We start from the raw sequence: 17,486 nt of genomic DNA, 5'->3' as shown, positions 1-17,486 counted from the left end.
TGTTGAGATTACTTTTTTACCAGTTTTATTTTCCAAGGCCGTTTTTAGCGTTTTTAGCTATACTTCCTCCTATTTTACCTGCAACCTTATTTTCTTCCATTCCTGTTGCATTATTAGTTTCTACTACCTGACGAGTAGATAATTCAGCAAGAGCAGTAAAAATTAATTCTGCTTCATTCATGTGATCACGTAAATTTTGATTTGTTAAGCCCTTTATATTTTTGTGTTCTTTAACAGTTATACCAGCCCATTCTTGATGAAGAATATTAGTTAATATAGCAAATTCATTCTCTTTTGTTACTTCATGATTTTCCAGTAATCAGTTAATTTATTTCTTTATTTCGTGTTTCCTGCCCCATCCACATCATACATTGTTGAATCCATTTCTTGCTACGACCGTGTCGTTTCCAATTATCCCTTGCTCTATCAATTGACTTTTCCGGATCAGAAATTTCTTGAATCCTCTCATAACCGACTTTAGCAAGCCATTGTTTAAACGGTTCTGCCTTTGGAGACGGAATAGATTGTATAATACGAAGTAATGACTCTGTATGTTATATATTTTTTCCATCTGTGGCAGTTAATTTCAGTCCGTGACAATTTGTCACGACCTCACTTTTTTCTTCGTTTAACCTTTGTTTTAGTTTTCTTCAATAAGCTCCAGGGTCACTACTATCTATCAGTCAATGTTCCTACTACGTCAACTACTGAAAACCATCATTTGTTATTATGCAAAATTCTTCTAATGGTTTTATCTTTAGAGATTACTAACTTATTAAGTTCATCGCTATTATTCATAATGTTCCATATTATTTTTTATGAATTATAGATACTCTAAATAAATTTTACAACTTATATTAGAAATAAAAAAATCTTTTAGATAAATAAACTATTAGTTTAAAATAAGTTATAGATTGACTTTTAAAGGAAGTTAGGTATAAGCTTTAACTGAAAATAGTAAAACACTATTTCGGGGTGTAACCAAAAGTGAGAAAATCTCTCACATAACTGATGTAATCCTCGACCTTATGGTCGGGGAGATATAGGTATGTCCAGAGCTTAAAGCATTGCTTTAAGCAAAACCTATTATAGCTGACTTTTCAGTTTTGCTAACTCCCCCTGACCACCAAGGGGTTATTTCTCTTCGGTGGTTGAAACTTAAGCAATTTAAGTTTAATTAATCGGGAGTAACTACATGCCCAACCAAACTAACAAGAGCCTACCTGAACCCGTAGCAGAGTTTACTTCAAAAGAAAATTTAGAAATCCTAAAAGTTGAGATAGTAGAGTTGCTAGAAAGACCTTTGAAAAAGAGAGATATCAACGCAATAGAGAAAACGCTTAGCAGAATTAGAAGCAATATTTGGTATTGCTAAAGTATAGATAAACAAACATTGCTTTATTTATGTCATTCCTGCTTTCCTTTCACGGAAAAACATTGCCCGCATGGATCGGTTTTAACGTCATTGCGAGGAAATTACGTGAGTAATTGACGAAGCAATCTTAGGAGTTTGTTATTATCTCATGAGATTGCCATGCAGCTTACCGCTGCTCGCAATGACGATATATCTTTAATAATCCCTTTTCAAATAAAGAGAGTACTAGTCAAATGGTTTCACTATAACCATAATCACTGCAACAATCATACAAATAGCCGGAATCTCATTAACTATGCGATAAAATTTTTCTGAATGGACATTCTTACCATTTGCAAAATTTTTTCGCCATCTTGCAAGTAAACCGTGAAATATCACTAAAATTAATACTGCAAACATTTTAACGTGAAACCAAGTATCAAGAGCAACAAACCCGTAAATATGAGCATTTATTAAACCAAAAATAAATGTGCTAATCATTGCCGGATTCATAATGAATCTGAGTAATTTTAGCTCCATTACTTGTAAAGTACTATCTATCTCACTACCTATTTTAGCTTTAGTATGATAAACATATATTCTAGGTAAATAAAGAAGTCCTGCCATCCAACATATAGCAGATATCAGATGGGCTGACTTAAACCATAGATAGTAACTTGCCATTCTTTTCCTTATTAATTTGTTAATTTACACAAACATTTAGTAAATTCGTTTGGACATATTCTTGTACTAGAGCTACTTATAACTAAATTAGTATCAACCTTACTAATAAATCGTAGCAATATATTTGTCAAACTATTAATAAAAATTTTATTTGTTCCAAGTGTCGGAATTCGGGTATATTGAATTTCATATTTATCTGCGATTAATTTATATTCAATATCAAGCTCTACTAGTGTTTCAACATGCTCGGACACAAAGGATATAGGTACGATAATTATGTCTTTTTTTAACTTTCCTGCTAGCTCTATTTCGTCTTCCGTATTCGGTTTTAACCACTCTATAGGTCCTACTCTACTTTGATAAGTTATCTTATAATCTAGATCTTTTATATTTAATTCTTTAACTATTGCTTGTACTGTTTCTTTTATTTGAAAACTATAAGGATCGCCTGCTTTTATTATTTTTTCGGGTAACCCGTGAGCAGAAAATAATATACGAAAATTTTTATCGTATAGTTTTTCTTTAATTAATGAAACATGGGCTTTTATAAAATCTTTTTCTAGAGGATAACAGCAAATTGTTTTAATTGGAATATCAATATCAAGGTTTTGTAAAAAATTTTTAACCGATGATCCTGTCGTAGTACTTGAAAATTGAGAATATAGAGGCAATAATATTATTTCGCTTGGATTATATTTTTTTATTTGACCTATTACTTCTTTAGCAAACGGTGCTGAATATCTCATATTTATAAAAATAGCGAAATCTTCTTTTATAAGTTGCTTTAGCTTTTCGGTTAGTGCTAATTTCTGCTCCTCTGTTTCCTGAAGTAAAGAAGATTTACCACCGATTAAAGAATAAATTTTTTGAGATTTTTTCTCTCTAGTAATAGAAATTATTTTAGCGATAATATAACGCAAAGGATTTGGTAGATTAATTATAGCTTTGTCATAGAATAGATTAAATAGAAAAGGCTTCACTGATTTAAGGTCTTTTGGACCGCCTAAATTAAAAAGTACTATTGCTATTCTTTTCTTCATATAACCTAACATATTCTGTCAAAAATTCTACATTTTCCGTAGGTGTTTCAGGCAAAATACCATGTCCTAAATTAAAGATAAAATTCTTTCCTTTCATTGCCTGAAGAATTTTATAAGTCTTTTCTTTAATAATTTCTTTATTAGTTAATAATACAACCGGATCTAAATTACCTTGTACTATTACTTTATCACTCCATTCTTTCATTTTTTCAAGAGGGACCGTTTGATCTACAGCTAAAATATCTATCGGTACTTCTTTTATAAATTTTCCGTACAATAATCCCGCTCCTTTAGGAAAAGCAATTATAGGAATTTTTGGAAAAACTTCTTTTACTTTTAGTACAATCTTTTTTGTCGGCTCTATTACAAATTCAGTAAATTCCTCTTCTGCAAGTACTCCTGACCATGAATCAAAAAGCTTTAAAACATCTGCTCCAGATTTTGCTTGATTTATAAGATGATCAGCTGTTTTTTCCGTAATAAAATTTAATAATTCTTCAGCAAGTATTTTATTTTCATATATGAATTTTTTGCTCGTTTTAAAATCCTGTTTTCCTTTTCCTTCTAGCATGTAACTCATCACTGTCCAAGGACTACCTGTAAATCCTATTAAAGAAGTGGGGGATGGTAATTCTTTTTTTACTTTTTTTATTATTTCATAAACCTTTTCTAATTTATCATTCGGATTGATTTGCAGATATTTAAAATCTTCTTGTGATTTGAATTGCTTTAATATAGGCCCTATATTTTCTTTAAAATCCACTTCCCATCCAAGAGCATGAGGTAAAACTAATATATCGGAAAAAATAATAGCTGCATCAAATCCATAACGTTTTATCGGTTGTAAGGTTACTTCCGTTGCTTTGTTAACATCGTAACAAAAATCTAGAAAATTTTTTGTTGTTTCTCTTACTTTTTTATATTCCGGCAAATATCTACCTGCTTGACGCATAAACCAAATAGGTATTTTATTACCATTTCCTTTTAATGGATTTATAATTTGCTTCATGCAATTACTAAAAATATTAAAATAATAAATATATTTATTGTTTATATAAATAGAATTATGTAGATTAAATGTTTTAAACAGAGTTATCAACAAAATTTTCATTAAAATTTTGTTAAAAATATCGGTATTTTTAATTATTATTCACATAAGTTTGTAATGAATTTATACAAGTGGATAATTAAGTGTAAAATTCATTTCTAGCTTAGAAAAGACTATTTTTTCAAAGAAAAATGATATTTATTCACAATTTTATCCACAAACTATTTGTTTTAAAAAAAATACACTAGATTTACTTGATTTAATAAGGATTTGAGGAAATTTTTAATAGATTTTAATAGGAAAAATAATAAGTTATTAAAAAATTTATCCACAATTACATGTGAAAGTATGACAAAGCTAATTATTCACTTGGTTTCAGACTCTTCCGTGCAAACTGCAAAATATGCAGCAAATTCTGCCCTTGCACAATTTACTTCCGTAAAACCAAAATTATATCATTGGCCAATGATTAGAAATTTGGAATTGCTAAATGAAGTATTAAGTAAAATAGAATATAAAAATGGGATAGTATTATACACGATTGCCGATCAAGAACTCCGAAAAGCTTTAACGAAATTTTGCTATGAATTAAAAATTCCATGTATTTCTGTAATAGGTAAAATTATTAAAGAAATGTCTGTTTTTTCAGGTATTGAAATAGAAAAAGAACAGAATTACAATTATAAATTTGATAAAACTTATTTTGATACACTTAATGCCATAGATTATGCTATAAGACATGATGACGGACAAATGCTTAATGAGTTATCAGAGGCTGATATAATATTAATAGGTCCTTCTAGAACTTCTAAGACACCGACTTCCGTATTTCTAGCATATAACGGTTTAAAAGCTGCCAATATTCCTTATGTTTATAATTGCCCCTTTCCTGATTTTATAGAAAAAAATATAGATCAATTGGTAGTAGGACTCGTTATTAATCCAAATAGGTTAATTGAGATAAGAGAAGCCAGATTAAATCTATTACAAATTAACGAAAATAAAAGCTATACGGATTTTAATATAGTACAAAAAGAGTGCCTAGAAGTCAGAAAAATTTGTGATCAAAGAAATTGGCCGGTAATTGACGTGTCGACTAGATCAATAGAGGAAACAGCAGCTTTAATAATGAGAATATATTATAATAGAAAAAATAAATATAATAAATAAAAAGATTTTCATTATTTACAAGTAGAAGCCTGTACTTTATAATTTTGTTTATAAATATAGATGTTGTCCATATGAATCCGAAAACAACACTATGTCATTCCTAGCTAAAAGCGACTTTGTTGCATGGATTGAAAAACCTACTCGATGTCATCCCCGCGTAGGCGGGGATCCAGAAAAATAACTTCAAATATTTATATAGAAGTTACACATTTAATAAAATAAACCTAAAAAAACAAGTTTTTTATAGGTTTTACTGGATTCCCGCCTACGTGGGAATGACATAAAAGCCATATGGACAATGTTATAAAAACATAGAGGAATTATGGCAAATAACGTAATGGATAGCTCTTTTAAAAAGGAAGTATTAGAATCGGATTTACCTGTACTGGTTGATTTTTGGGCAGAATGGTGCGGACCGTGTAAAATGTTAACACCGATAATAGATGAAATCAGTAAAGAATTACAAGGCAAAGTAAAAGTACTTAAAATGAATATTGATGAAAATCCTAACACTCCTTCAGAATACGGTATTCGTAGTATTCCAACGATAATGTTATTTAAAAACGGTGAACAAAAAGATACTAAAATAGGTTTGCAACAAAAAAAGTCTCTTTTAGATTGGATTAATAAATCTATTTAATATTTATTTTATGTCACTTAGCCATCCAAAAGTATTTATAGAGATAACTAATGGTTATGTTGAAGGTATTGATACTCATAAAAGAGCTCAAGGTTTAAAGCATTTCTTCTTAAAAAAAGGAGTCTCTCTTTCTCCAAATATACCTATATTAAACAATATTAATTTTTCTTGTTATGAAGGAGAAAAAATAGCTTTTATAGGGAGTAACGGTTCGGGAAAAAGTTCGCTTCTAAAGCTAATCGCCGGAATATATCCGTTAAAATCCGGTACAGTCAAAGTTCATGGAGATATTGCGGCAATTATAGATATGGGAGTTGGTTTTGAGCCTGAGCAAACTGGTCGTGAAAATATAAAAATGTTAATGCTATATAATAATATGCTGGATAAATATAGCAAAAAAATTGAAAAAGAAATTATAGATTTTTCGGAACTTGGTAGTAAAATTGATTTACCGATAAAAATTTATAGCTCTGGTATGTTATCGCGCCTTGCTTTTTCTGTATCGATATTTCAAAATCCGCAGATTCTATTACTTGATGAAGTTTTTGCGGCAGGCGATAGCTATTTTATAGAAAAATCTCTTAGTTTAATGAAGAATAAGTTTAAAAAAACTCCTATTTCAATAATAGTAAGCCATCAAGAAGAAATTATAAAAGATAATTGCAATAGATGTATTTTATTAAAAGACGGCAATATTATAGGTGATGGTACACCATCGGAAATGTTTAAAATCTATAACCAACAACAAGGAAATTCATAAATGATAAAGTATTTTTTTTCTAAAAAATACTGGCGGGCAATAGCATTACTAGTTAAAACTTCTATAATTAGGCAAAATAAAGATTCTTTTTTAGGTTCTTTATGGAGTTTAATTCAGCCTTTTATTCACATAATGGTAATTTCATATTTTTTCGGTTTTTTATTAAGACAACCGAGAGAATTTATGGTAATGAACTTAGTCGGCGGTATTCCTTTGTGGAGTTTTATAGTAAGCAGCTTAACGATTTGTTCAAGTTCTTTAGTTACACGTGATCAAATAATAAAAAAAGTTAGAATTTCTAAGACTTTTTTTCCTGTTGCGGATAGTTTAGGGCAATTATATACTTTAATTTGCTCATTTTCGGCAATGTATTTTGCTTTTATTTTATTATTTCCAGAAAAATTTTCTTGGCAAATAATATTTATGCCGATATTAATTTTGCCCTTAATAATATGTGTGATTAGCGGTTCTGTCGCTGTAGCATTTTTAACGCCGTATATTCGAGATATTCCGCAAATGTTGAGTGTTATTCTTGGAGTTATTTATTGGAGTATACCGATAGTTTATCCATATTCGCTAATTCCGGAGTCTAAAAAGATATATTTTGAATTTAATCCGTTCTTTTTAGTTATAAGACCCGTACAAGCGTTGGTGATTGACGGAACATTACCGGATATGATGCTGATAGTTAAGTCTATTATAGTTGCATTTATTACTGTTTGTATCAGTTATTTAATTTATAGACAATTTTCTAAAAGAGTTATTTATTATTTATGAAACTTGGTTTTAATCTAGATTTTAATGAATTAGATTTAACCGGACTTAAAAAATTAGATCAAATATTTTTAGATTATCTCTTTAAAGCCGATAAATCTTTGCATAAAGATTTAATGTTATTTAGATCGACTCCTCTTTCCATTATTCCAAAAGATTATTCCGAATTTTTGCTAAAAATTTCCCCTCATTTAGACGATTTTTTAGCAGAGTTATTTTGTATTTCAAAAGAAATAACGATATCAAGGTTAAAACATAAAGATTTTGATATTATTTATGAATGTAAAAGAAAATTTGTTCAACGTGTTGCCGTAAAAAAATATCCACCGGAAAAAATAAAAGATATTGATTTTGAAGATGTGTATTTAAAGCTAACTGATTTAATAGGTGCAAATTTTACTTCTAGAAAATTTGCCAAACAAATAATTATATGGCAACAGGCAGAAGAAAATTTTGCAGAAGAATTAGACATAGCAGCTAGGTATGCTGCGTATAGGGTTTATTCGTGTGAGGGTATCAAGCCACAGGATGACATCCTATTCAACCTTCCACAAAAACTAGATAAAGAAAATCTAATAGACGATAAAAAAATATTAAAATATCAAAAAAATGAGAGAGTATATTTTGACTATACAGATTCTTTTTTAAATCTAGATGAAGCTTTAAACCATTCTCATTATTGTATTTATTGCCATAAGCAGGATAAGGATAGCTGTTCTAAGGGATTACTGCAACCTCAGAATCGTCATTGTGAGGAGCGAAGCGACGTGGCAATCTCAGGAGATTTGATGAAATTGCCACGCTCCTTGCAGTCGCTCGCAATGACGGATTTAAAACAAGGCTGCCCGTTAAAACAAAAAATTTCTGAAATGAACTATGTTAAGGCACAAGGTTTTAACCTAGGTGCTCTTGCTATTATAGTTATTGATAATCCGATGGTTGCAGCAACAGGTCATAGGATTTGTAATGATTGCTCAAAAGCTTGTATTTACCAAAAGCAAGATCCGGTAAATATCCCATTAATAGAATCAAATATTTTAGAAGAAACGCTTAAATTACCTTACGGCTTAGAGATATATTTACTACTTACTCGTTGGAATCCGCTTAATATTTATGCACCGCTTCCGAAAGAACCTACTAATTATAATATTTTAGTTACCGGTCTTGGTCCTGCAGGTTTTAGTCTTAGCTATTATTTATTACGGTCAGGTCATAATGTTGTGGCTATTGACGGTTTAAAAATTACTCTACTGCCTTTTGACGTTCATAAGCCTATAAAATTTTGGCATGAATATAAAAATTTGTTATCGGAAAGAATGCCAAGAGGATTTGGAGGAGTAGCGGAATATGGGATTACCATTCGGTGGGATAAAAACAATCTCGATATATTGCGGCTAATATTAGAGAGAAATAATAATTTTAAATATTATGACGGAGTAGCTTTAGATTTTAATATAACGAAAGAACAAGCTTTCGATTTGGGTTTTGACTATATAGCTTTTTGCATTGGAGCAGGTCAGCCGAAAGTTTTAGATATAGAAAATTTTAAAGCTAAGGGCGTAAAAACGGCTTCTGATTTCTTAATGACTTTACAAAGTGGAGGGGCATTTTTGAAAAATTCTAATACTAATATGGTAATTAGGATGCCGATTGCGGTAATAGGCGGCGGTCTTACTTCCTTAGACGTAGCAACGGAAAGTTTATATTACTATAAAAAACAAGTAGAGGAATTTGCCGAAGATTATATAGAAAAAGATTTAACGGAGGAAGATAAAGAAATAGCTGAAGAATTTATTGCTCATGCAGAATTGTTTAAAGAAGCTAAGAATAATGAAGAATTAAGAAAGGTTTTTAATAAGCTTGGGGGTGCTACTGTCTACTATCGTGGAAGATTGCAAGATTCGCCGGCATATAAATTAAATCACGAGGAGCTAATATATGCATTAGCACTCGGTGTTGATTTTAAGGAAAATATGCAACCTTTAAGGATTAATGTTGATAAATACGGTCATGTGGAATCTGTGGAATTTGAGAATCGAAACCGTCAATGCTACGCATTTCCTCGCAATGACATCAAAACCAAAACCGTGATTATGGCAATCGGTATAGAAAATAACACTCAATTCGATGAGGATAAATATAGTTATTTCGGTGATTGTAATCCTAAATATTCGGGTAGTGTGGTGAAGGCTCTTGCTAGTACCAAAGAAGGGTACGACGCTATTAACAAAAGGCTTATAAATAATAATCCTAGATTTAAAGGTAGTTATAAAGATTTTTGTACGCAGCTTGATTATTTGCTGACTTCTAGGGTTAATAAAATAAATATTTTAGATGATAAAACTTTTGAGTTGATAATTCATTCGCCGCTTGCTGCTAAAAATTTTAAGTTCGGACAGTTTTTTCGCTTACAAAATTATTCTGAAGATGCTGCTAAGTTAATAGAGCCTGTAGCCTTAAGCCCTATCGATATTGATGTAGAAAAAGGCTTAATTAGCTTTATAGTTTTTGAAGTCGGTAAATCTACTAGCTTATGTAAAACATTATCCGAAAATGAGAAAGTAGTTTTAATGGGACCGACAGGTTCGCCGCTAGAAATACCTCAAAATAAAAAAATAGTTATTGTTGATTTCGAAGCCGGTAATATAGGCTTATTAAAAGTTCTAAAAGAAAATAATAATGAAGTTATATTTGTTACCTATCCTGATATAAAAATCCGTAAATTAGTTTCAGTGGATATAGTAATAATTAATGCTTCTCCTGAAATAATAGAAGAATTGCAAAGTCTAAAAAATGAAATATTCAGTGAAAATACAAAAATAATAGTTAGCGTTAATTCATCGATGCAATGTATGATGAAAGGAATTTGCGGACAATGTATTCAAAAAGTTAAAGGAGAGCAGAAATATATTTTTGCATGTAGCCAGCAAAATCAAAATGCAGAAATAGTTGATTTTAAGAGCTTGAAAACTCGTTTACGCCAAAACTCTTTGCAAGAAAAAATGAGAAAATTAGCGGCTAATTCATCCATGATTTAATAGCTTCAATTAACTCTTCTAGTTGTTCAGGTGATAATTCACCAATTTTTTTTGAATTTTATCACTTCTTATAGCACTAATTTTATCAACCATAATATTGAGATCCTAAATTAAGACCATTTAGCTCTGTAGGAGTCAATAACAGGCGAAAAGTTGGGGCATATATTAAAATCCTGTTATACTGGGATGATTTTTATATAAATTAGATTGAACAACAACAGCGGGGCGAGGTTTCATAATCTCCAGATATTACACCAAGCAACAATATATCTTTTTTTAATATTATTTCCATTCATCTAACCAACTTTCTTCATTGTGTTTTAACCATAAGTCGGCATCAGGATTGTTTTCTTTACTAGCTAATAAGGATTGATGTTTAGCTTCTTTGGCTAGGTCTGAATGTTCTCTAGTTGTTTAAGATATATACGTATTGCTTCACTAATTATCTAGCTTTTTCCACTGTGTAAATCATGAGTTGCTTTTTCAAGTTTTTTACTTAAATTTATTTCTAAGCGTATACTAGTCGTAACACTTTCTTATAATATTTAATTGTAACACAAAGTGTTACATATCGCTAGTTAAATAAATTTACTTCTCAAAACGACAAAATGCTCTACTACTATCTTGATTAAGAAAATCGATAATTTGTATTACTATAGAATTATTGTTATATTTCTCGGCAACTTGTTTTATACGCTCAGCAAAATTACCTTCACCTGAGAAGATTTCTTGGACAGCTTTTAAAGCACTTAAAGACTTTACTTTATCAAACCCTTTTCTATTCATACCGATTAGATTTAAGCCCTCAAGCACCGCACGTTTGCTACTTATAAGCCCAAACGGTATTACATCTGCTCCGACCGGCGATAGCCCGCCGATCATCGAATATTCACCGATTCTAGCATATTGATGTACGGCAGACAGCCCGCCGATTATTGCATAATCACCTACCCCAATATGACCTGCTAGGCTTACATAATTAGCAAATACTACATTATTGCCGATTTTACAATCATGACCTATATGAACGCCGACCATAAATAAATTATTATTTCCTACTCTTGTCACCATTCCGCCGCCTTGGCTTCCTGCTTGTACCGTAACATATTCTCTAATAGTATTATTAGAGCCGATTATCGTGCTTGATCGCTCATTAGCATATTTTAAGATTTGTGGAGGTTGACCTATTGATGAAAAAGGATAGATTACGGTATTTTCGCCGATTTCGGTAATCCCTTCAATTACTACATGGGATTTTAGCTCGACATTGTTATGAAGCACAACTTCAGGACCTATAACACAATACGGTCCGATTTTTACGTTTTTACCGAGCTTTGCACCTTCTGCAATTACAGCTGTAGTATGGATATTAGAATTTGACACTATGTTCCTATGCTTTATCTTTAATCATTGCGGTAAACTTACTTTCTACAGCTATTTCACCTTCGACCGTAACCGTACTTGAAAATTTCCATACGTTAGCTCTTTGCTGATCAATAACAACGTGGATATGCATAGTATCCCCCGGCTGAACAATTCTACGAAATTTTGCATTTTCGATAGCCATTAAAAACACTTCTTTATTCTTAGTAAAACCTAAAGATTTAGCAACTAATATAGCAGCTAATTGTGCCATAGCCTCAACCATTAGAACACCGGGCATAACAGGCCTTGCCGGAAAATGTCCTGTAAATTGCGGTTCATTAACAGTAACGTTTTTAATACCTGTTATTGATTTGTTAGGATCGATTTTAAGTACTCTATCTACTAATAAAAATGGATAGCGATGAGGTATCCAATCCATGATTTCGGTAATATCTATGATCATTTATTTAGGTCTCTTCTTTAATGTAAATTTTCTGTCATTGTGAGGAATTTGCATAGCAATTGACGAAGCAATCTCAGGAGTTTGTTATTATTTTATGAGATTGCCACGTAGCCTATGCCTATGGCTTGCTCACAATGACGACTCAAGTATTCATGCAACAACAAAGCTCTTTTCAATAGCAAGCTACTTTTTTAATTTGCTATTAGAGGTTAGTAATTGTTTCATAATAATAGATTGTCTATGCCAATCCATGATAGGAACTGCAGGGCTGCCGCCGACAATTTTACCTGCTTCTATATTTTGTGCTACACCGCCTTGTGCCGCTACCTGTGCCCCGTCGCCTATATTTAGATGTCCGGCGATTCCTACTTGCCCTCCAAGAGCACAATATTTACCGATCGTGCTACTTCCTGCTATACCTGTCTGTGCTACGATAATAGAGCCTTTACCTATTTTGACGCCATGCCCTATTTGTACTAAATTATCTATGCGGCATAAATCTTTTATAATTGTATCTTGAAGTGATCCTCTATCAATAGTAGTGTTTGCACCGATTTCAACATTATTGCCGATTTTAACTATTCCTATATGAAATATTTTGTGATGTATGCCTTTTTCGGTAGAAAATCCAAACCCGTCCTGTCCAATTTTTGCACCTGCAAGTATTACGACGTCGTCGCCTATAATTGCGTAATTTATTGAAACATGTTGTTCTATTCTAGCGTTTCTGCCGATATTTACGCCTCTACCTATAAAACTTCCGGCTTCTATAATACTATTATCACCTATAATAACATCATCTTCAATAACTACATTGTGACCTATATAACAATTTTTTCCGATAGTCGCTGAATCTGCAACAATAGAGGATTTCATTATTTTAGCAGGGTATGATTTAATAGGAGCATAAAAAAAATCTATTAATTTGCCGTAAGCAAAATATGAGTTCTGGGCGTGTAATAAAACAGTCTTTGGATTTGCTTTTCCCGTAAAATTTTTCGGCACTATACAAGCAGCAGCTTTAGTAGTTTTTAAAAATTCGGAGTATTTAGGATTGCTTAAAAAGCTAATATCATTTGGTGATGCTTCCTGCAGAATTTTAATATCATGAATAGCTATATCTTCATGAATCTTAGGAGGCTCTATAATATCGTGTAAAAAATCTATAATTGCCGTTAGTTTTCGTGGCCCTAGATTTTTATAAAAATTACTACTTACCATATAACTTTAAGCAAATTAATCATTAGCGACAGTATATAAGTGATAGTTTTATTATGCAACAAAATTTACTTTTTGTTATATAAAATTAATTACTTTAAAAAACTGATTAACTGGGAGTAATTAAATAAGCAGAATTTTGGTGGAGGCAAGTATACTCAAATGCTTTCAAGAATTGAATTTTATTTTGAGAGGTGAGGATGCGAATCCTTGATAAAATGAAAGAGCAATTTTTGAAATCAGAAGAGTATAGACGATTTGCTTCACCAAGCGACAGTATATTAAGTAATACTTTTTTGTATAACAAAATTTATAAGCATCATAAAAATTAAAGATGAAGACAAAATTGTCCCTTTTTATTAATTCTATGTAGTGCTACTTTTTCCAGACAACTCAACATCTATCCCCCATTTTCGTTTTCTAAGTGGGAGATAATACAACATATTGCTTCATTTTGTAAGCATGATAAATGTAAAAAAGGGGTTTTAGAATCCGATTGAATTTTTTACATACTCCTGCAATGGCAAATGGGAATAATTTCATAAAATTATTCATCGTTATTATAATAGATTCAGGATTATTATTTTGTTCTTGTAAATAAGATGCTAATAGTTCCTTATTTACTTTCACTTTTTTATAGAATTTTGTAGCATATGCAATTTTATAAAAAAATTATCTAAACCATTGTTATTTAAAAAAGTTTTATTTAGAAATGAAGCTAAATTTTTTAATAAGTTTTGTTGTTTTTCTTGCAATAATTCCCTTTTACCTTGGCAAATGCTTTGTCCGTATCTGCGTAGCTTGCAGCCATATTCCCATTATTATCAGCACGAATAATCATCTCAAGGTGGCAGCAGCTTAATAAATTCTAGAGAAACTGCTATCATGCCTTTTTTGGCTGCAAGCATTAACAATATCCTTCTGAATTTATCAATAGCGTTAATATTTTCCTCAAACATTCTTGGAATAAGCTCTATACAAACATTATCTAAATCACGCCATATAGCCTTTGTTAATGCAGGTTGACCACGTATATTCTCGATCGTATTAATAGCCCCTCGTCAGATATCTTGGGAATAAGTTTTAAACAAGCTTCTTCTAAACCTGCATCAGCAGCTAAAATTAAGGCTGTATTACCATCCTCATCGGATTGATTAAATAAATTAGTATTTTTTATCTTCATCTTTTGCGTGTATTATTACACGCGTTAATTTTTCTAGTAAAGATATTAGTTGATTATATAATATTTCATCAAATAAGTTTACAGATGCAATAGAAATTTAATTGAAGATATAAAATAACGGGATTTAAAGTTAAGGAATGGTGGTGGCCACGGTTGGAATTGAACCAACGACACAAGGATTTTCAGTCCTTTGCTCTACCGACTGAGCTACATGGCCGTATATACTCGATGAACTTGAAAAATTGGCTTCGTCGTCTTTGTAAGTCCTCGGCTTGCAGACTCCTTGCTCTTTTCCAAGTTGATCTTCGTCTATACTATTCTTTCATTTATTAGGGTGTAAGAAAAAGAAATATAACTTAAGCTTATAATAGATTAATCGGCTTTTGTCTATTCTTAATTAGTAATATTAGACAAAAATACTTAATTATGATATTATGAGTGTTTATTTTTATAACGGTTTTTATGATCAAAATCGGCAATATTGAGCTTTCTTCAAATATTATACTAGCTCCAATGTCGGGTATTACGGATTTAGAATTTAGAAGATTGGTGAAAAGATTTGGTGCAGGGCTTGTAGTTTCTGAAATGGTAGCAAGTAGAGCAATGATTGTGGAATCTATGCAGTCACTAAAAAAAGTGCCATTATGCGTGATGATGCAACAAGTGCTTGCGTACAGCTAACAGCTAGCAGGCTGTGAGCCGAATGCGATAGCAGAAGCTGCTAAAATGAGAGGGTATGGGGGCAAAAATTATCGATCTTAATTTTGGCTGTCCGGTGAAAAAAGTAGTAGGTGGTTATTCAGGTTCGGCTCTAATGAGGGATGAGCAGCTGTAAAATTTTTGAAGCTACCGTTGAAGCGGTTAAGTTGCCGGTAACCGTTAAAATGCGTATGGGTTGGGATGATAATATGAAAAACGCTCCGACTTTAGCCAAAATTGCTGAAAGCTCAGGTGTTCAGATGGTTACCGTTCACGGTAGAACTAGATGCTAGTTTTATTCCGGTAATACCGATTGGGATTTTATACGATCAGTTAAAGAATCGGTAAAGATTCTGGTTATTGCTAACGATGATATTACTAATTTTGCTAAGGCAAAAGAAGCCCTACAAAAATCCGGTGCAGACGGTATTATGGTCGGTAGAGGAGCATATGGCAAACCTTGGCTTATTTCACAAATTGATCATTATCTTAAAACAGGTGAAGAAAAATCTGCTCCCTCTATAGCAGAGCAGCTAGATATCGTAACCGAGCATTATGAGGTAATACTTGATTATTATGGTGAATCTGTGGGCGCGTACCTGTTGCACGTAAGCATATTGGCTGGTATATGATAGTAGCGGTTTACCGAATTCAGCAGAGTTTAGAGGTGCTGTTAATTTAATGAACGATCCTCTAGCTGTAAAAGAGAAAATTGCGGAATTTTATACGAGCGTTATGGAGACAAATAAATTAAAAGAATTTTAAGTTTTATTTTTGTAATATTGTTTTTTAGTTAAGCTATGCAAGTGAAAAAGCAGTAATTATAACTGATTATAAACCGGTATTTTTGCATGTAATTGCTGAAAATAAAAAAATAAGAATTGCTATTCGTTCTTATTTAAATAATGAAAAATCATATTTCGTTTTAGTAGATCCGAATTCTTTTAAAACTGAAATAGCCCTACAAGAGCTGGTAATTTTACCTACGAATAAAATAGAAAAAGAAAATCTTCTAAAAAAATTAAGTAAAACTCCGTATATTAAGTTTTAAATAAATATAGCTCTGCACCTTATATACAACAAAATTACGGTGCTACGAGTAGCATGTATAAAGTAAAAGGACAGTTCTTGACAATTGACATGTGTCCTTCTTCCAAAAGCTTTGAAGAAGATTTTTTTAAAAAGTTCGTAGAATTATCGATCAAACTAAATAAACCTATTCCGATTGCTATATGTGTTTCAGGATTATGGATTAATAAAAGCATACAGAAGAATTCTTATGGTTATTAAAACAACAAGAAAACGGTTATTTACAAATAACATGGGTTAATCATTCATTTAGTCATCCTTATTTTAAAGATAAACCTCTTGAAGATAATTTCCTTCTTTCCAATAAAGATGATTTTGAAAATGAAGTATTAGAAGCAGGGAAAATATTAGTAAGTTATAATATTGCTCCGTCACCTTTCTTTCGTTTTCCTGGATTAGTTTCCGATCAAACATTAATAGAAAAACTAAAAGATTTGGGATTTATTCCGCTTGGGAGTAATGCATGGCTTGCTAAAAGGCGAAAAAGTTCAAAATGGTTCTTTTATATTGGTACACGGTAATAGTAACGAAAAAGCCGGAATAGATTTAATTATGCTGATGTTACTGGAATTAAAATTACTTCCTATTGAAAAGGCGTTTTTATTACATGACAATTGATTAGTTAGATATTAATGATTAGTAATTATCATATTGATAATAGCTTATCATAGCTAATATAATAATTATACAAACTAAATAAAGTAACAATATGAAAAGTATTAGTAGTAAAGAAGCTCAAAATCATTTTGGGGAGTTGATGAATCAAGCAGTAAAATCACCGGTAATTATAAATACGGTAAGCCCATAGTTGTTCTTATATCACATGAAGAATATGAGAAATTTAATTAGCTTGAAGATATGTATTGGTAGGCAATGCAAGCAAAAAATGCGAGTAAAAGCGGTTTTTTATCAGAGGAAGAGAGTAAGGATTTTTTTTAAATAAGATATTAAATATCTTTCT

Annotated in this window: 12 protein-coding genes, 1 tRNA gene and 3 pseudogenes; 7 read left to right on the top strand and 9 right to left on the bottom strand. The window is 31.4% G+C overall.

From position 1 onward, the window contains the following. Window positions 1–25: 25 nt before the first annotated feature. From MCC_RS08745 to hemE, 4 genes are all read right to left on the bottom strand, one after another. Window positions 26–181: a hypothetical protein gene (locus MCC_RS08745; protein WP_014408109.1), complete on the bottom strand. Its 156-nt coding sequence runs from the start codon at window positions 179–181 to the stop codon at window positions 26–28. A 1,419-nt stretch (window positions 182–1,600) separates the two neighbouring features. Further along, window positions 1,601–2,038, bottom strand: a complete 438-nt coding sequence (hemJ, locus tag MCC_RS00690; RefSeq protein WP_014408107.1) for a protoporphyrinogen oxidase HemJ — start codon at window positions 2,036–2,038, stop codon at window positions 1,601–1,603. 11 nt (window positions 2,039–2,049) lie between these two features. Beyond that, on the bottom strand, window positions 2,050–3,090 hold the full coding sequence (gene hemH, locus MCC_RS00685) for a ferrochelatase (RefSeq protein ID WP_014408106.1): 1,041 nt from the start codon (window positions 3,088–3,090) through the stop codon (window positions 2,050–2,052). Beyond that, entirely contained in the window at window positions 3,047–4,087 is a 1,041-nt protein-coding gene (gene hemE, locus MCC_RS00680) for a uroporphyrinogen decarboxylase (protein WP_014408105.1), read from the bottom strand. The genes hemH and hemE overlap by 44 nt, the downstream gene beginning before the upstream one ends. A gap of 387 nt (window positions 4,088–4,474) precedes the next feature. On the opposite strand from hemE, the gene MCC_RS00675 reads away from it, so the two are divergent. From MCC_RS00675 to MCC_RS00655, 5 genes are all read left to right on the top strand, one after another. Beyond that, window positions 4,475–5,296, top strand: coding sequence for a pyruvate, water dikinase regulatory protein (locus MCC_RS00675; RefSeq protein WP_014408104.1), 822 nt, complete (start codon window positions 4,475–4,477; stop codon window positions 5,294–5,296). 322 nt (window positions 5,297–5,618) lie between these two features. After that, window positions 5,619–5,936 (top strand): thioredoxin, encoded by a 318-nt coding sequence (trxA, locus tag MCC_RS00670; protein WP_014408103.1) that lies wholly within the window; start codon window positions 5,619–5,621, stop codon window positions 5,934–5,936. Window positions 5,937–5,946: 10 nt separating this feature from the next. Continuing rightward, window positions 5,947–6,696: an ABC transporter ATP-binding protein gene (locus MCC_RS00665; RefSeq protein WP_014408102.1), complete on the top strand. Its 750-nt coding sequence runs from the start codon at window positions 5,947–5,949 to the stop codon at window positions 6,694–6,696. Continuing rightward, complete coding sequence (locus MCC_RS00660) at window positions 6,697–7,473, top strand: ABC transporter permease (RefSeq protein ID WP_014365115.1); 777 nt, start codon at window positions 6,697–6,699, stop codon at window positions 7,471–7,473. Then, on the top strand, window positions 7,470–10,508 hold the full coding sequence (locus MCC_RS00655; RefSeq protein ID WP_014408101.1) for an FAD-dependent oxidoreductase: 3,039 nt from the start codon (window positions 7,470–7,472) through the stop codon (window positions 10,506–10,508). The genes MCC_RS00660 and MCC_RS00655 overlap by 4 nt, the downstream gene beginning before the upstream one ends. Window positions 10,509–10,526: 18 nt before the next feature. Here the strand turns inward: MCC_RS00655 and MCC_RS09860 are convergent. From MCC_RS09860 to MCC_RS00625, 5 genes and pseudogenes are all read right to left on the bottom strand, one after another. Next, window positions 10,527–10,770: pseudogene (locus MCC_RS09860) on the bottom strand (type II toxin-antitoxin system PemK/MazF family toxin). 326 nt (window positions 10,771–11,096) lie between these two features. After that, window positions 11,097–11,891, bottom strand: a complete 795-nt coding sequence (gene lpxA, locus MCC_RS00650) for an acyl-ACP--UDP-N-acetylglucosamine O-acyltransferase (protein ID WP_014408100.1) — start codon at window positions 11,889–11,891, stop codon at window positions 11,097–11,099. A gap of 7 nt (window positions 11,892–11,898) precedes the next feature. Next, on the bottom strand, window positions 11,899–12,336 hold the full coding sequence (fabZ, locus tag MCC_RS00645) for a 3-hydroxyacyl-ACP dehydratase FabZ (protein WP_014408099.1): 438 nt from the start codon (window positions 12,334–12,336) through the stop codon (window positions 11,899–11,901). 183 nt (window positions 12,337–12,519) lie between these two features. Then, complete coding sequence (gene lpxD / locus MCC_RS00640; protein WP_014408098.1) at window positions 12,520–13,557, bottom strand: UDP-3-O-(3-hydroxymyristoyl)glucosamine N-acyltransferase; 1,038 nt, start codon at window positions 13,555–13,557, stop codon at window positions 12,520–12,522. Between the two features lie 1,321 nt (window positions 13,558–14,878). Then, window positions 14,879–14,954, bottom strand: a tRNA-Phe gene (locus MCC_RS00625). A 245-nt stretch (window positions 14,955–15,199) separates the two neighbouring features. On the opposite strand from MCC_RS00625, the pseudogene dusB reads away from it, so the two are divergent. Further along, window positions 15,200–16,201, top strand: a pseudogene (gene dusB / locus MCC_RS00620) (tRNA dihydrouridine synthase DusB). Next, window positions 16,186–17,143, top strand: a pseudogene (locus tag MCC_RS08740) (polysaccharide deacetylase family protein). The pseudogenes dusB and MCC_RS08740 overlap by 16 nt, the downstream one beginning before the upstream one ends. Window positions 17,144–17,486: the final 343 nt, after the last annotated feature.

Source organism: Rickettsia rhipicephali str. 3-7-female6-CWPP (assembly GCF_000284075.1).
Taxonomy (GTDB): Bacteria; Pseudomonadota; Alphaproteobacteria; order Rickettsiales; family Rickettsiaceae; genus Rickettsia; species Rickettsia rickettsii.
Note: the sequence above shows the minus strand (reverse complement) of the source record. Positions and strands in the feature narration are given on the sequence as shown.